This is a genomic window from Staphylococcus pasteuri (genome assembly GCF_003970495.1).
GTDB lineage: Bacteria > Bacillota > Bacilli > Staphylococcales > Staphylococcaceae > Staphylococcus > Staphylococcus pasteuri.
Map to the genome: position 1 here is coordinate 1 of NZ_RXWW01000077.1, position 17,299 is coordinate 17,299.

Annotated in this window: 11 protein-coding genes and 1 pseudogene; all 12 read right to left on the reverse strand. The window is 31.6% G+C overall.

Annotation, left to right across the window (positions count from 1 at the left end; all coding sequences use genetic code 11):
* Positions 1 to 318 precede the first annotated feature (318 nt).
* The 12 genes and pseudogenes from CD121_RS10450 to CD121_RS10505 all read right to left on the reverse strand — a co-directional run bounded on the left by CD121_RS10450 (position 319) and on the right by CD121_RS10505 (position 17,060).
* Positions 319 to 1,941 carry a BCCT family transporter gene (locus CD121_RS10450; protein WP_017636654.1) on the reverse strand — a complete coding sequence of 541 codons (1,623 nt, stop codon included), beginning with the start codon at positions 1,939 to 1,941 and terminating at the stop codon, positions 319 to 321.
* 350 nt (positions 1,942 to 2,291) lie between these two features.
* Positions 2,292 to 3,584, reverse strand: a complete 1,293-nt coding sequence (locus tag CD121_RS10455; RefSeq protein ID WP_046466955.1) for an anaerobic C4-dicarboxylate transporter family protein — start codon at positions 3,582 to 3,584, stop codon at positions 2,292 to 2,294.
* 736 nt (positions 3,585 to 4,320) lie between these two features.
* Positions 4,321 to 4,884: an anaerobic ribonucleoside-triphosphate reductase activating protein gene (gene nrdG, locus CD121_RS10460; protein ID WP_046466954.1), complete on the reverse strand. Its 564-nt coding sequence runs from the start codon at positions 4,882 to 4,884 to the stop codon at positions 4,321 to 4,323.
* A complete protein-coding gene (gene nrdD / locus CD121_RS10465) occupies positions 4,881 to 6,731 on the reverse strand; it encodes an anaerobic ribonucleoside-triphosphate reductase (RefSeq protein ID WP_119622752.1) in 1,851 nt (616 codons plus the stop codon). Before nrdD ends, nrdG begins: the two co-directional genes overlap by 4 nt.
* Before the next feature lie 283 nt (positions 6,732 to 7,014).
* Entirely contained in the window at positions 7,015 to 7,806 is a 792-nt protein-coding gene (locus CD121_RS10470) for a CHAP domain-containing protein (protein ID WP_017636659.1), read from the reverse strand.
* A gap of 355 nt (positions 7,807 to 8,161) precedes the next feature.
* Positions 8,162 to 9,379, reverse strand: a complete 1,218-nt coding sequence (locus CD121_RS10475) for an ArgE/DapE family deacylase (RefSeq protein ID WP_126568197.1) — start codon at positions 9,377 to 9,379, stop codon at positions 8,162 to 8,164.
* A 251-nt stretch (positions 9,380 to 9,630) separates the two neighbouring features.
* Positions 9,631 to 10,248 (reverse strand): NAD(P)-binding protein, encoded by a 618-nt coding sequence (locus CD121_RS10480; protein WP_017636661.1) that lies wholly within the window; start codon positions 10,246 to 10,248, stop codon positions 9,631 to 9,633.
* 20 nt (positions 10,249 to 10,268) lie between these two features.
* Positions 10,269 to 12,134, reverse strand: a pseudogene (locus tag CD121_RS10485) (assimilatory sulfite reductase (NADPH) flavoprotein subunit).
* Positions 12,135 to 12,656: 522 nt separating this feature from the next.
* The gene (locus CD121_RS10490; RefSeq protein ID WP_026083450.1) at positions 12,657 to 13,424 is read right to left on the reverse strand and encodes a zinc-ribbon domain-containing protein; all 768 of its coding nucleotides are present in this window, start codon (positions 13,422 to 13,424) and stop codon (positions 12,657 to 12,659) included.
* A 177-nt stretch (positions 13,425 to 13,601) separates the two neighbouring features.
* Positions 13,602 to 14,723, reverse strand: coding sequence for a 5,10-methylene-tetrahydrofolate dehydrogenase (locus tag CD121_RS10495; protein ID WP_119622708.1), 1,122 nt, complete (start codon positions 14,721 to 14,723; stop codon positions 13,602 to 13,604).
* Positions 14,723 to 15,907 (reverse strand): voltage-gated chloride channel family protein, encoded by a 1,185-nt coding sequence (locus tag CD121_RS10500; RefSeq protein ID WP_126568200.1) that lies wholly within the window; start codon positions 15,905 to 15,907, stop codon positions 14,723 to 14,725. Before CD121_RS10500 ends, CD121_RS10495 begins: the two co-directional genes overlap by 1 nt.
* A 358-nt stretch (positions 15,908 to 16,265) precedes the next feature.
* Positions 16,266 to 17,060, reverse strand: coding sequence for a DUF4064 domain-containing protein (locus CD121_RS10505; RefSeq protein ID WP_126568203.1), 795 nt, complete (start codon positions 17,058 to 17,060; stop codon positions 16,266 to 16,268).
* Positions 17,061 to 17,299: the final 239 nt, after the last annotated feature.

The window sequence follows — 17,299 nt, forward strand, 5'->3', positions numbered from 1 at the left end:
TAGAAATTAGAATTACTTATGCATGAGTGTTAACTCATGTAATCCTTAGTGGAACACCTTAGCTAAAGCTAATGTGTATGTATCACTAAACTATTAAAATAGTAGTGACACTTTATTTTTCAAATCTAGTCAACCTTGCCGGGGTGGGACAACGATAAAGAAATACTTTTTCTTTAGAAATTAGTATTTCTTACGCATGAGTTCAACTCATGTGTTCCATTAATGTACACCTTAGCTAAAGCTAATGTGTAAGTACTACTAACCTAATAAAATTAGGAGTAGTGCTTTATATTTCTGTCCCGCTCCCATTTTCTTATTCTATAAATTATCGTCTTGTTCTTCTTCTCTAACTTGAACAATCCTCAATGAGCGTCTTTCTATTTCTTTATGTTTTTCAGCACGCGTTTGTAACTTGATACGATCGTTACCTAGAGTAATCAAGAATGAAATCATCATAAATATAAATATAACTATCAGCGGTACACTGGCTAATATGGAAGCTGTTTTTAGAACTTCTAATGCTCGCTCCCCGCCTACTAACATTAATGAGAATGGTAATAGACATAATGCAAATGCCCAAAATAAACGATTGGCTCTTAATGGTTCGCCGATTACTTTTTTCTGAGATGCAGCAGCTAAAATATATGATCCTGAATCAAATGTTGTTGCTAAGAATAAGAATGCTGATACTAGGAATAGAACAATAATCAGCGATGGGAATGGTAGTTGATGCATCACTTCAATAATTGTCGACTCTGTACTGTGATGATTTAAAAAATCTACTACGTTAAATTGTCCTGAAATTTGTAAATAAACAGCATAATTACCAAAAATACCGAAGAATAGAACACAACCTAAGGTACCATATAACATTGTACCTAGTACTACTTCTTTTAATGTTCTACCTTTTGAAATTCGAGCAATAAATAACCCTATAAATGGTGCATAAACTAACCACCATGACCAATAGAAAATAGTCCAATCTTGTGGGAAATGAGACTCTTTACGGTGCCCTATTCCTCCAAATGGTTCAACCCAAGTTGCCATATGGAAAAAGTCATTAATCATATTCCCTAATCCAGTAACTGTTGTTTCCATAATAAATATTGTTGGTCCTACGATGAATACAAATGCTAATAGTAGGAACGATAACCAAACGTTGACGTCACTTAATTTTTGAATACCTTTTTTCAGTCCAGTATAAGAGCTAACTGCAAAGACAACAGTAATCGTCAAGAGAATGATTGAACGCATAATCATGTTATGACCATCAAGTCCTGTAAGTCTTTCTATACCTGCTGAAATCATAGGCACACCTAATGCTAATGATGTTGCCGCGCCGCCTAATAATCCAAAGATAAATAAGATATCAACTACTTTACCGACAAATTTGTCAGTTTGGCCTTTTAAAATTGGACGGCATGCTTGGCTAATTTTATAAATTGGTTGCTTTTTAACAAATACTAAATAACCAATCGGTAATGCTGGTAGCACATAAATTGCCCATGCTATTGGTCCCCAATGGAACATGCCATATTGAGTGGCGTATTGGAGAGCCTCATCAGACATACCTTTAGCGCCGTTTGGTGGCACTTGATAATAGAATGCCCATTCAATGACACCCCAATATAAAATATCTGAACCTATTCCTGCACAGAACAGCATTGCTGCCCAAGTGAAAGTATTAAATTCTGGTTTATCAGTTGCTTTACCCAAGGTAACATTACCGTACTTGCCAAATGCTATGTATAATACGAAACAAAATATAACTAAACCTAAAAACAAATAAACAGAACCAATGGAATTTGAAATAGCACTATTGATATCTGTAATAATTGTTTCACTTGCTTTCGGGAAAACCATCATAGGTATAACAGCTATAAGTAATACTACGACTACACCTATAAAGGTCGTCCAGTCCATAACTTTTTCCTTTTTCAATCGTGATCCCCCTAATACTAAATGATTTATGAATCTTGATGTTCTAAAAGTTACACGCTCAAAATTATTCGATTCACAAAATTGACAATAACGAACATTTAATAATAATGCAAATTACATACAAACAATAACAGCAGTCAAATTGAATATTTATATAATTTCCGTCATATAATTCATCACTATTAATTGTCGTGACAACAGTGTTAAGTTTAGATTTAACGTATTGAACAAACTTTACTTTAGTTTAATATTGAATTTTTATACGAAATAAAAGAATATTTATTTATTTCAAATAAAAAAACTATCTTTCATACGAATGATGAAAGATAGTTGCTTTATTTATATATTTGTTAATAACCTAATAAGAATTTTAATGCAAAACCAATGATGATAGATACGACAATGACAAAGAATCCTGGAATGATGAAACTAGTTGGTCTTGTTCTACCTGTCTCATCTAATTCAACTGCAAACAATAATGTTGGTTGTGCAGGAATTACAAAGTTAACATTAAGTGTTTGGATCATTGCGACAAAATAAATAGGCGGAATACCTAAACTCATAACGATAGGTACCATTATAGATGCAGTCGCAGTTTGAGAAATAACAATCATCGCAACAACTGAAACTAAAATAATAACTAACCAGGGTGTATTACTAATTGTTGCACCAATATCTTGTTTTAATATTTTCAAGTTATTCGGTGCATTAAATATAGTTGCACCTAACCAACCTGGTCCTAATACAGCAAATAAAGCACCAAATGCTGACTGTGTAATATGAGAAGTTAAAATGTCAGAAGTGTTAATTTTGGCTAGTAATAAGTTTGTTGCTGCACTTAAATACATAAAGAATTGAACAATATCAGTCATTTCAACATTAACGGTTTTACCGTTCACATTAAATGATGGCATCAAATTTGGAAAAATGCCGAATGTTAAAATACACAATACACATAATAAGAATGCTAGCACGCCAAATTTAACCTTTTTAGAAAATTGACTTTGCAACGTTTCTTCAGGTAACTCAACTAACTTATGTGATGGTATTGGATCTTTTTTACCGACAAACGTACAAAATACACTTAATAAAAGCATACTCAATATAGCAGTAGGTAATACGATACTTAAATATTTACCCATTGAAATTTCATAACCTGCTAATACAGAAATGATGTATGCTGTAGCTGATGCAGCTGGACTACATAAAAGTGCTAAATTAGCTGTCAAAACTGATGCAGTTAAAGCCTTTTTAGGCTGTATATGGGCTTTTTGAGCGGTCTTTGCAATAATTGGTTCTAATGATAAAGCAATATTTGCAGTACCTATACCAAAAACAAAGATAAATACAATCATAGGTGCGATAAAAATGATTGATTTAGGAAATCTTTCGATAACTTTTGATGCAATATATACTAGATAATCAATCCCGCCAGTAGCTTGTAACGTACCTCCTGCTATACCTATTGAAAGTATAATTAATACTGCAGTTACTGGTGCTGAACCTGGTGGCAATTGAAATCCGAAGATCATAATAAGTTGGGCTACGATGGCAAAGATTCCACAGCCAAGCGCGCCAGCTGTTCTTAAACCGAGTAGCACTGCTAAAATCATAATGATGATTTCTATTATAAATAGTAGCAATTCATGAACCCCTAATCTTTATTGAAGTTAAATTTTGGAACATTAATATTTTATCACTTTAATATGTGATAAGTATATATTTTCATATTTGATTATAAAATCAAAATCATGTTTTTGTATGTATAAAATATCTATCAGAACTGTTGTATCAATGGTTTTAATACAGTCAAAAATTAGTAACAATTGAGAAAATACATAATTTTAGTGTCTAGGACATAAAATTTTTGGATAAGTGAAAAAGTTTTTTAATATAACATGACATATAAATGCGTAGTATTTATGGCAAGACTCATGAGGGAACAGTACTAATTGAAGACCTTAGAAATTCTCACAGATTTATCTGTGTAGTATTTCTGGCTGAAACTGTACCCTAGGAAGGGACCCAACACAGAGAAACTGATTAAATCAGTTTCTACAAGCAAAGCAAGTTGGGCATAGCGAAGCCATACAATACGAAGTATTGGATATAAAGAAAGCACTAAGATGATTAAAATAAATCATCTTAGTGTTATTATTTTAGGTTTTATGTCTCAGGTATGTCTCATTTCACTTATTCATTTATTCTGTTTCTTCGCTTGACGTCGCTTTTTATAAATAGTTTCTTCGATAATTGAACCTGCGATAAGACCGATGGCGATAATCCATTTACCAATTAGTAACCACATAATGTCTCACCTTCTCTACCATTGACTTACTATTATATTTCCCTATTCAACTATTTTAATTCATCACATGATTATACATACTCAAATGTTGATGGACCGCTATGAATATATTCAACTACATGATGGTTCTTTAAAGAAAGTGGCACATCAATGACTCTTTGATTTAATGATCCTTTATAAGGTAAGTTAGGACGATACAATTGTGTTATAAACATTCCATCCACTAAAACGTCTACATATTCTAATAATTGATGACGTTTACCTTTATTTTGCGCTAAATATTCATATTGAAACCCAGTCCATACCCATATAGACTTTTGCTGTCCAAAATGTTGTCGAAACGTTTGTACTAACTTCAAGGTTACGTCTAAATTACAAAATGGTTCTCCACCTAAAATACTTATGCCACTTATAAAATTAGGTTCACAATATGTGATAATTTCTTCTAATATATCATCTGTAAAAGGTTCTCCATATCTAAAATTTTGTGCAGCTTCGTTATAACAATTAAGACATTGAAATGGACAACCAGAAACGTAGACACTACAACGTACGCCTTCTCCATCTACAAAACTATGCGTCTCTATTTTAGCGATATATCCACGCCCATTTTCAATTTTCAAATAAGATTTCATGCTTTAGATTCCTTCATATGTTTAACACGGGCGCACATTTCTTTATGTCTACCTTCAATGACAGGACGTTGTACTGGATTACCTAAATAGCCACATGTACGTTTAACTACATCTACTGTTTCTGGGTTATCATTGCCGCATTGTGGACATTTATAACCTTTCTTAGTAGACTCAAAATCTCCACCAAAGCCACATTCATAACAATGGTCAATAGGAATATTGGTTCCTAGGTACCCTACTCTTTCATAAGCGTAATCCCATACTGTCTCTAATGCCTTAATATTATGATTCAATTTTGGGTATTCGCAATAATGTATAAAGCCACCGCTCGCATAATATGGATAATCCTTTTCAAAATCAATTTTTTCAAATGGTGTAATATCTTTTCTTACATCATAATGAAATGAATTTTGGTAATAACCTTTATCTGTGATATCTGGAATGTCACCGAACCGTTCTTTATCTAATCGACAGAAGCGATCTGTCAAAGATTCACTCGGTGTACTATAAATACTGAACCAAATATCATATTGATTGGTCCATTGTTCTTGAAGACGTTTCATTTCCTTTAATATTTCTAGCGTAAATGCTTTAGCTTCTTGATTATCCTCCCATTCAGGTCCATAAAAAACTGTTGCAGTTTCATATAACCCAATGTAACCCATAGAAATGGTAGCTCTTTTATTTTTGAATAAAGTATCGACTTGGTCATCATCGTTAAGTTTGTATTTAAATGCACCACTTCTATACAGAATAGGAGCATTATTGACTGTAGCACTTTTTAGTCGTTCAATTCTATATACTAATGCATCATGCATTAATGTCATTTTGTCGTAAAATAGTTTCCAAAACGTCGTCATATCCCCTTCTGATTCTAAAGCTATTCTAGGTAAATTTAATGTCACAACACCTAAATTACAACGACCATTATTTTCAAATTCTCCTTTGTCATTGCGCCAACTTGGTAAAAATGATCGACATCCCATTGGTGCCTTAAAATCACCTAATAACTCAACAATTTTATCGTAATTTAAAATATCTGGATACATACGTTTCGTTGAACATTCCAATGCGAGTTGCTTAATATCATAGTTAGGATCATTTTGCTTCAAATTCACACCATCTTTAATCGAAAATACTAATTTTGGGAAAATAGCTGTTACCCTATCTTTACCTAGTCCTTTAATTCTTGTATTCAAAATAGCTTGCTGTATTTTTCGACTTAATCGATCAGTTCCTAATCCAAAACCTAAAGTCACAAAAGGTGTTTGGCCATTTGATGTATATAAAGTATTAATTTCATATTCCAAACTTTCTATAGCATAGTTAATATCTTTTGTAACTTGTTCGTCTATATACTTTTGAATCTGGTCTTCTTTCACATAATTATGAGCCATTTCACTATGATGCCGTTCATTACTTTCTGCGTATTTACTAAGTAATTCGTCTACACGATCAACTGTACAACCACCGTATTGACTACTAGAAACATTAGCAATAATTTGTACAAGTTGTGCTGACGCTGTTTGAATGGATTTAGGAGAAGTTACATTAGCATTACCGATTTCAAAGCCATTTTTTAACATACTTTCTGCATCTATAAGACAACAATTCGTTAAAGGTTGAAATGGATGATAATCTAAATCATGAAAATGAATATCACCACTTTCATGTGCTTGCGCTATATGTTTAGGTAATAAGTAATTTAAAGCATATGATTTAGAAACAATTCCTGCTGTTAAATCTCTCATTGTGGAAAAAGTATTACTATCTTTATTAGCATTTTCATTTACTATAGTTGGGTCTTTTTCTATAAGTCCAGTTAATGATTGTTCTAGTTGATTCATCTTTTCACTCTTTTCTATATATAGTGTCTAATTTTAACTTAATCCACTATATATAGTTATTCAATGAATAACTCGACACTTAACCAAACTGTCATAAAGTTTTTACCAATTAATGAACAACTATAAAATAATTCTTACATTATTGATAGCAATCCAATTGATAACAATGCGTGCGCTACTATATTAGTACTCTTATTTTAATCAGCATAAATAACTTATTTTTTAAAATAAAAAAAGACAAACCCACCTCATGGTAAGTTTGTCTTAATAAACTCAATCTATATTATGAAATATAGTTGTATGAACCAGCTTGGCTAGCTGAAATTGTACGAGTTGATACGTTACCTGGTCCACCATTATAGTTCATTTCTGAAACTTTAATTGAACCGTCAGAATTTACATTTTCAACATAAGCAACGTGACCATATGCACCTTGTGATGTTTGCATGATTGCACCTTGTTTAGGTGAATTACTTACATTATAACCATCTTGTGCAGCAGCGTTTGCCCAGTTGCTAGCGTTGCCCCAGTTAGAACTAATTTTTCCGCCAACTTTGTCATATACATAATAAGTACATTGACCAGCTGTGTATGCATTTGAACCAGAGCTTGATTGACCTGAAAATGCAGTTGAATTATTTGATGATGGCGCATTTTGTGTAGTTACTTTAATATTTTTATCTGATGTTGAATAATCAGCACCTAATCCGCCACCTTGGTTATTTGAATTATTTGCTGTATAAGATTGTGTAGATTGATTATTATTTGTTGTAGCGTTATTTGAATTGTAGCTTTGAGTTCCTTGGTTACCATATGAATAACTATAGTAATTACCTTGTTGTGGTTGTTGAGCTTGTTGTTGATTTTGTTGGTTCTGTTGGTTAGGGCTCCAATTACCTTTCCAATCGTAATTGTAATTACCTTGTTGGTCTATTGTGTATGTGTATTCATATGAATAAGGATCATTAGGATTATATCCATTATTATTGTTTTCTGCTGCATCTGCATCATGTTGCATTAAACCAAAAGTTGCGAAACCTGCTGTTGCGATTGTAGCTGTAGCGATTTTTTTCATTTTAAATATCCTCCTAAAGATTGATATAACTGTTTATTCTCTTTATCTCGTGGCTACCTTCAATTTTCAATTAATAAAAGTTTTTTACTCGTTAAATAACGACAAGTCACACTCTAACAGACATACAAGGGTTTGTGGTCAATGTTAATGTTTTGTAAATGAATCATAATAATCCAACATTTTTTGTAAAATTGTTGGATATCGTTGTAATGGCTTTCAATTCATTGCCTAGGCTATTATTTAATTATATTTATATTATTTATTACTGTTTATGTAATTTATCTGACAATTACAGACATAAAAATACTAAGATAATAGCTTTATTTCTACTATTATCTTAGTATTTGATAATCTATTAATGTTGATTCAAATAATTCAATATAACTTGTTGATACATATCTATATAATCTAAATATCGAGATTTATAAACATATTCGTCTGTTTGATGTGCCAACGTTATATGTCCTGGTCCAATAATAGCTAAATCAAAATCTTCATCTTTATCCCCTAGTAATTCTGCTGCATCTGTTGCACCAACCATACCTGATACTTTGAAGTCGTGATTATATTCTAAAAATGTGTTTATTAAACGATTATCTTTATACGTATAAACTGTAGGATGATTAACAGTGACTTCTACAGATAATCTTTCACTGTCTATTTCTTTTACAGTATCTTTAAATAACTTTTCAATAGCAACATTATCATATTCTGGCACTGTTCTTATATTAAATTCTGCGTAGGCAGATTCTGGCACTGTATTGAATTGCTCGCCTCCTCTAATAATTGAGTTTACAATTACTAGTCCTGCTGCCACATCTTCCTTTAGGTCACCATCATTATAATGACCTTGCTCTCTAATACATTCATCAATATAAGGATGAACATCAAGCGAATGTTCTTTTTCGTTCTTTTTGATTTCAACATATTTTTCTTTAATCCTTTGTATGAATGCAATTAATGAATTGATTGCGTTGTGCCCTAATGATGGTAAAGATGAATGTGCCGGTACGCCTTTAGATGTTACTTTTAATCCCATAGATCCCTTTGTTGCGTAAAAAGCGAAACCATCTGATGGTTCAGCAATGATCATTCCATCTAAATCATTAACATATCCTTGTTCTTTAAATAATTGAGCACCTGACATTTCTTTTTCTTCTGCAGCAGTAGCCATTAATCTAATTGTCCCTTTTTGTAAACGACCCGATTCCTTAATCTCAATCATGGCTATAATTAATGCTGCTAATCCACCTTTCATATCTGTTGTTCCACGTCCATACAACTTTTCATCTTCTTCAGTTAATTTAAAAGGATCATATTTCCATTCATTATAATCTCCTGCGTCAACTACATCCATGTGTCCTGATATAGCAATTTTAGGCTTTCCTTCACCTATTTCAGCAACTAAATTAGCACGACGATTGTCAACTTTTATTATTTTCGAATCAATATCATATTTGTTCAACAATGCTTTAAAATAATTACAAACCTCAAGCTCATTATCATTTTCAGTATTTATTTCTACAATATCAGCTAAAATTTTTATTTTATCTTCTTCTGAAAATACACTCATGTCATCATCCCCATTGTATTCCATGTAATTAATCACTTTACATTAAATATTTCACTTACAACCAATAAATAAACACTATTTTAAATATGTATTTTACTGTGTACCGATTTTTTGGGAAAAAACGAAGAGGATACGATGAAATGTCAACTTTCTTCATCGTACCCTCTATTAATTAAATAACGAATTATTTACTGTTTATAAACATAGTTAAATGTATTATTGAAACTCTTATACATACTTCAAGACGTCCTCTATCTATATGAATTCATAGATTCAAGCCAACTTATAAATGATTGTTGTTCTGCTTGATTAAAATATTTTTTAGACAAAATATCTTTAAGTAGTTGCTGTTTCTTAGACGAATCTATTACTTTCGCCTTAATTAATTGTCTTGCCTCATATAAGAAATCAATATAATTCTCATAAGATTTGTCATATGTTTCAGATAAATCTTGAATAATTTGTTTTCCTAATTTGGGACTTGCACCTTCTGTGGAGACACTGATAGTTAATCTTCCTCTTCTAAGTTGATTAGGAAACGTTATATTACCTTGTTGGGCATTACCAACATGATTAAATAGTGTGTGAGGGGATATATGATTTTTAATTTCATCGTTAACATGCGCTTGATTTGTAGCGGCAATCACTAGGTCGGCATTGTTTACATCTGATGCTTCAAAAGATTTTTCTTCCCACGTAATCTGTTGCTGTCGTACTAGTTGTTCCAATATATCTGTAATATGCGGACTGACTACATGAATTTGTGATGTATATTCAAGGAGCAAACTTACGCGACGAGTGGCAATTTTTCCGCCTCCAATAACAACTACATTCATATTTGTTAAATCAATCATTATTGGCATTTGCATGCGTAATCCCCATTTCTATTTTAATAGACATCTCTTTGATATCTATTTTCTTTTTTCATTTGTTTTAGATAATCTTCAGCTTCTGTTTCAGATAAATTTTGTTCTTTTATCAATACTTCTTTAATTGTTTGATGTACATCTTTAGCCATTTGTTTTTCGTCTCCACAAATGTAAATAGCCGCTCCGTTTTGAATCCATTCATTAAATTGCTCACTATTTTCTAAAATACGATGTTGTACGTACACTTTGTGTTCAGTATCTCTAGAAAAAGCAACATCTAGTTGAGTTAGATAACCTTTATCCAACCACTCTTGCCAATCTTCCTGGTATAGAAAATCCGTTTCAAAATGTTGTTCACCGAAGAATAGCCATGTATTTCCTTTTAACCCAAGTTCTTCTCTTTCTTGCATATAACTTCTAAATGGTGCAATGCCTGTTCCTGGTCCAATCATGATAACTGGAATATCACTATCTTGAGGGAATTTAAAATTCGGATTACGTTTTAAATAAATTGGTACTGTATCACCCGGTTGAAGGCGTTCTGCAAATTCTACAGAGCATACACCTTTTCTATTACGACCATGTGATTGATATCTAACTGCACCGACCGTAATATGTACTTCATCAGGTATCGCTTTATAACTACTTGAAATTGAATACTCTCTAGGCGGTAATTTTCTCAATAATTGGAATAGGTTTTCTGGTTGTAATTCTGTTGTATCAAAATCATTTAATAAATCGATAAGGTCTCGACCGTCAATATAATTTTGAATCCATTCTTTATCTTGAACTCTCTCTTTTAAATCATCATTATCAAATAACACAGCAGCATTTTCTAACAATGGCTTTGTTAGTTTCGTAATTTCAAAATAGGATGATAAGGCTTCTTCTAAGTTAAGTGTATCTCCATCATCGTTGATAAGTACTTGATCTTCATAATCCCAACCTAATGTACTGATTAATAACTCTACTATAGCTGGATCGTTTTGTGGTAACACAACAATACAATCCCCTGGTTCAAAGTCTTCACCAAAATTATCTAATAGTAATTCAACATGACGTGTTTCTTTATTTGAGCCTTCACCATTTAAATTAATATTTTCTAATACTTCCGCTTCATAAGGATTTGATTTAGAATATTTTCTTTCTTTTGCTAATTTTATAGACTCACTTACCACCTGTTCACTCTCTGTATCTTCAGGTTTAGAACCAATTGAATTAATCACATTGGCCATCCATTTTTCAGCGTCTTCTTCATAATCTACATCACAATCTATACGGTCATAGATACGTTCAGCACCTAATTCATCTAATCTAATGTCAAAATCTTTACCAGCTTGACAGAAATATTCATAGGTTTGATCACCTAAAGCTAATACTGAAAATCTTACACCATCTAATTTTGGTGCTTCGCGTCTATGTAACGCTTCGTGAAATTCAAATGCATTGTCTGGTGGGTCACCTTCGCCATATGTTGAGGTAATAATAAATAAGTCTTCTACTTTCTTAAGATCAGAAGTATTGAAATCTTCCATTGATTTTAATGTGACATCGTTTCCTAGGTTCACAAGTCTTTCTTCAAATATTTCAGCCAAACTTTGTGCATTTCCTGTTTCAGAACCATATAAAATGGTAATTGTTCGCGATTCTGGAGTAACTTCTGGTTACTTTTCAGCTAGTAGCGCTTCAGTCTGTTGATTACTTTGTAATGAATCACTTGAGTTCAACGTGGAAGTTGATTCTTTTTCATTATTTGACACTTGTTCACTAGCTAAAATGTATCCACTTAACCACATTTTTTGTTCGGGTGATAGTGTTTGAAGTAATTCATTAAGTTGTTCTGCTTGTTCCTCGTTGAAAGGACTATTTGTGATGTTAATCTTCACTGTTTCCACCTCTTATCTTCAATACTAAATTCTTTAAATCCGTACTTTATATATGAAATGATTTGTCGTTCTATATTTTTTATTAATTTTAAATGTAAACGTTCAATCTGTAAGCGTTCAAATACTAATAGCTAATCATCTTAAAATTCTATTATCCATATTAATTTTCAAGTCGGATTCGATTACTTTCATTATGTACCAAAACGTTAAAACAGTAAATGATAGTGTAATTACATCTCTTTTTTAGTACCATTTGATACGATTTGATTTCAAATTTAAAGATAAGTGGTTTATAAACAGTATCTTACTTAACATTTCTCAGGAAATAATACCTATATTATTATCAGATATGCGCTAAATCCTTATAAATAATTTTATACTCTGGTCATTTTAATAGATGTAGCTTTGTAGAATGCTAATCTATGAGAGTTTCTACGAAAGCGAGAGTATAAAAAATGTCGACAAAGTTAGAAACTTTGTCGACATTCCTATACAACCAACATCAGCTGATTGTCTTTCAAATTACAATTGATCCATATTTTCAATTAAAGTGATTTTGCCTTTTTTACTATGCACAACGACTGAGAAATCATTATCTTTATTACTATCGTAAATCAATTCATCGCCTTTACGTTCATCTGGCTCATTATATACGTCTGTAAAATCATCTTCTGATACATTCGAAGGTGCTACACCCACTCGATCAACTTTATCACCAGAATATAACACGGCTAAATCACCATATTTTTCATAATATGTTTGGCCCCCATCAACTTTGCCTGTAGGCTTGCCAAATTTACTTTCAACTTCTTTTCTCGTCATATCTTCATAAATGCCTTTGTAACCATCAGTAGAAGCAGATTTCATATAACCTTGATCGAAGTTACTACTAAATACATCAATCGTTGGTGCTTTTTCTGAACCTTTTTTATCATTTGATGCGTTATCATTTGATTTACTAGTATCTTTAGATTTTTTATTTGTCTCTGTAGTTTGATTATCGTCAGAACTATTATTGATTACATTGTTATAAAAATAATAAGCGCCATATAACAATGCTGCTATCAATAGAATAAAGATAATTGATAAAATCACGATCCATATCGGTTTTTTAGTCTTTTTATTTTGTTGAGGGTTATATTGATTACGATCTGGATACTGTTGATTAGTTTGTTCATTTTGTGATGCCGATGAAGTTGCTTTATCCTGATTATTTAAAGACTTCCCACATTTATTACAAAATGCTTGCCCAGACTTTAATTCATTTCCACAATTGGGACAATATTTCATTTTCATCGTTCCCTTCTCTCAATAATCGTTCACAGTTTATAGTTTTAAAAATATTGTTATACAATATTTTAAATTAATTTATGTAAAATGACTATCTTTTCTTTTACATTTTTAAAATTAATTGTTTTAATCCTATCAATTAATAAAAAAGTACCGCTCCAAAAAGGGCGATACTTTTTATGAATCCTGGTCTTGATGTGTGTCTTCATATCGAATGCGTTGTCGATAACCATACGTACTTTCTTTTATTAATTTTTCATCAAGTAATCCAGCACCAATAGCACCTGCTACTGTGGAAATAGATGCTGCAAACCAAGGAATGTTTAAATATAAATCAGGGCCAGCTGGACCTTTAAGACTAATTTGTTTTCCTAAGAAATCTGCTGGTAAAAGAACTAATTCTGCGAATAAAAACATTAAATAGAGAATAATATAATATATGATAATTGCAATAAACAATGTCATAACAGTTGTTAAATTATATAATAAGGTGATTCTTTTATTTTTGCTGTGCTTTGAAGATTCCCACAGATCATGTGACACCATAATCCATAGCAACATACCTAATATTGCAATAATAGAGATACCAAATAATCGCCACATTGAGAAATTGTCAGCCATCTGCCACATGGTAGTAAATATTAAACCAAAGGCGCCTGTAGTAAAAGCGATAGCTACAATATTACTTAAACTAGCCATCATATTGAGTGGATTGTTCGCAAATGTCATGCCGCTAACTAACCTAAACATACCTCTTGTTCTAGAGCTTGATAAATATCGTGTATGATGAGTCTCTGTATTTTCTAAATATACTTGCGTTTTATCGATTTTAGATAAAGGAAACTGTTGCTTTATACTTTGTTCAATATTGTTATTTTCATCATAGTCACGATGATCTTGTTCAGCATGATGCACTTCATTGATAATTGTTAAAATCGCACTTTTAAAACGCTTTTTAACTGGTCTCCAACCAAATGCAGGATAAGAAAAGATAGCAGCACCATTTTTCATATTAATATCTACAGCCATCACACGATGTTGATGAAAAATAGGTAAATCTGTAATTGCAAGAACGTAATCCCACTCACGTTCATCGTGATACTCTTGAACTTTACTAAATATATCTTCTACATTTTCAGCATAACCAGTCAGAGGATCGACAACTAAGTCAATTTCCCATTCATATTGATTTTCATTTTGTTCAGATAAAATATCAGGAACATCTTCCATTATTTTTTCTGCAAGTGCTTCTGTAACACCAGGTGCTACTACTAAACCAATCATTTTTCGTTGCGACATTAGCGTCCCTCCTCTCTGTGCTCTTGTTTCTTGCCTTTGTTTAAATCATCATTACGATCATCACTTGAAGATTGCTGTTCCACTTCTTGATGTGATGGATCATGTTGCTGTTCTTCCTCTTGTTGTTCTTCTTGAGCTTCTTTATAACGTTGGTACTGACGATATGAATAAGTAATCTTACGGATTTTTTCTTCATTTTCAACTGTAGATCCCATTGCACCAGCTAATAAACCAAGTGAGGAAACAAACCAAATTAATCTAACGTAATTCATAAATGTAAATTCAGCTTGTGCACTTGTCCAACTATTAAATAAACTTACTGGTACGAATAAGGTAATACTTATAGTTAACAGTATATATAATACAAAATAGTTAATAAGAGTAATGACAACAAGTGTCAACATTGTAGTCGCATTATATATCCATCTATAAGTCCTTTGAGATTTAGCTGTTTTTCTTTCAATTAATCTATGGGCGTAAAAAAGCCAACCTGCCATCCCAACTATTGATATAATCATTAAGATAATAAATCTTAATGGTGAATAAATAACACTGAGTTCCCATGGCATTGAAAAAATTGAGACATATGTTCCAGTCGCAAAGGCTACAGAAATAATTTTTTTAAAGTTAAATACATTCTTCCACGGCTTATTTGCTCGTGTTAAGCCACATATTAACTGAATCCAACTTATTAACATTAATGTATTGATATAGCGTCTTTTAGCGGATTCATCTTCTGCAGGTTCAACAGAACGTAAATGTATGAGGGGGTGTGTACTAGGTTTCTTTAAGGGTTCATTATAATAAAGTTGTTCAATCATAGTTGTGATACTACTGATTAACTTTCGTTTTAAATCAATTGCTCCTAATGAGGGTAATGACAACATTGCAACTTGTTTGTCATTATCAAAATCACTCACTACAACTCTTTTTCCTGAAATACTTGGAAGATCCGTCACACATATTGCAAAATCCCAATTTTTTTCATTTTTAATTTGTTCAGCCTTATCAACACTTTCGTGTACATCTTCCGCAGATCCAATGATTAAATCTTCTTTTACATCAAAGTTCCACTGACTATCATCGTTAATTCGTTGTGATAATAAGCGTTTTACTTTAGGAATGATTTTTGTCACATGCTCGTACGCTACGCCTGGAGATGGTACTAAACCTACTGTATACATCGTCATACCTCCTTTCTTTATATAATTTTTGAAACTTTGGTCTAATTACCTATTATTAATAAAAATAGCAGAAACTATTTTAGTATATATAAATATAATGATATGCAAATCTTATTATTGCCTAACTTTTCCTTTTTAAACCTTTTAAAAAGAATTAGCAGACAACAATACATAATAACTGTATTTATTAACTTTTACAAACAATCTTTTTATACATTTAATTTTTTTAGCAAATAATAGTCTAAAATAAATAAGTTTAATCTCAAACACAAAACACCTTGAAAGGAACTCAATTGATTTCCTTTCAAGGTGTTGAATTAAAAATAAGCCTATTTACTTTTTATAGATATTACTTTAATTATTTCTCTTTATTATCGTTAAAACGACGTGTTACTTCGTCAGTGAAATCATCTTTGTTAGAATCGTCTTTTTTTAATTTATCTTTTTGACGACTTAATTCTTCGTGATGATTATGTTCATTAAAGTGATCATCTTCTCTATGTTCTTCTTCATATGAATCACGATGATTGTCTACATTGTTATCTCTTTGTTTATCATCTTTTAAATGATTATCTATATCTTCACGATGTTCTCTATGAACATTGTCTTCTTTACGTTGATTGTCATAATCATTATGATTATCTACTACACGGTCATTTCTTTTTTCATCATTTTCATGATGACGTTGATTATCTTTATGTTGATCATTAGTATGATGTTCATTATTTCTATGCTTGTCATCATTATGATTGTCTACTTGTTTGTTTTTTCTAACTAATAACATAATACCAGCAATTATCCAGAATAATGCTGCTATCCAGTTCATCACTAATGATAGGACTCCTGCAATTAATAATAAGATACCTGCTAATTTTGCATGTTTTTTTATTAATAACGTTGCAATTATTGCAATTACAAAAATAACTAAACCGTATATTAGACCTACTTTAAAGATTGAAGGTAATAATTCAGACATGTGTGATGTTGAGTCTACGGCCGGATTAGAAGCTGCTTGTTCTTTCGCTTGTCTTTTTATTTCACTTTGCACTTCACTTCTTCCACCAAATAATGATGCTACCCCTAAAATTAATATTACAAATAATTGAGTAATGATCCCTAACCAAGCAAGGATGCGTTCAATTGTTCTTTTCATCAATTTACACCTCTTTCTCTATTTCTTAATCATTACCCAAATGAATATTAATATATGCTTAAATTATTAAATTAAATTCATAAAATTTTAATTATCCCTATTATATCAATGTTTAATAAGTATTATTTCTTTAATTGTTTTACTAATTTTGTAAATAAATAAGATGTCATTTTATACATAATAAAATAAATTATACCTACAATGAGAACAATACTTATAAAGCTTGTAATATATATACC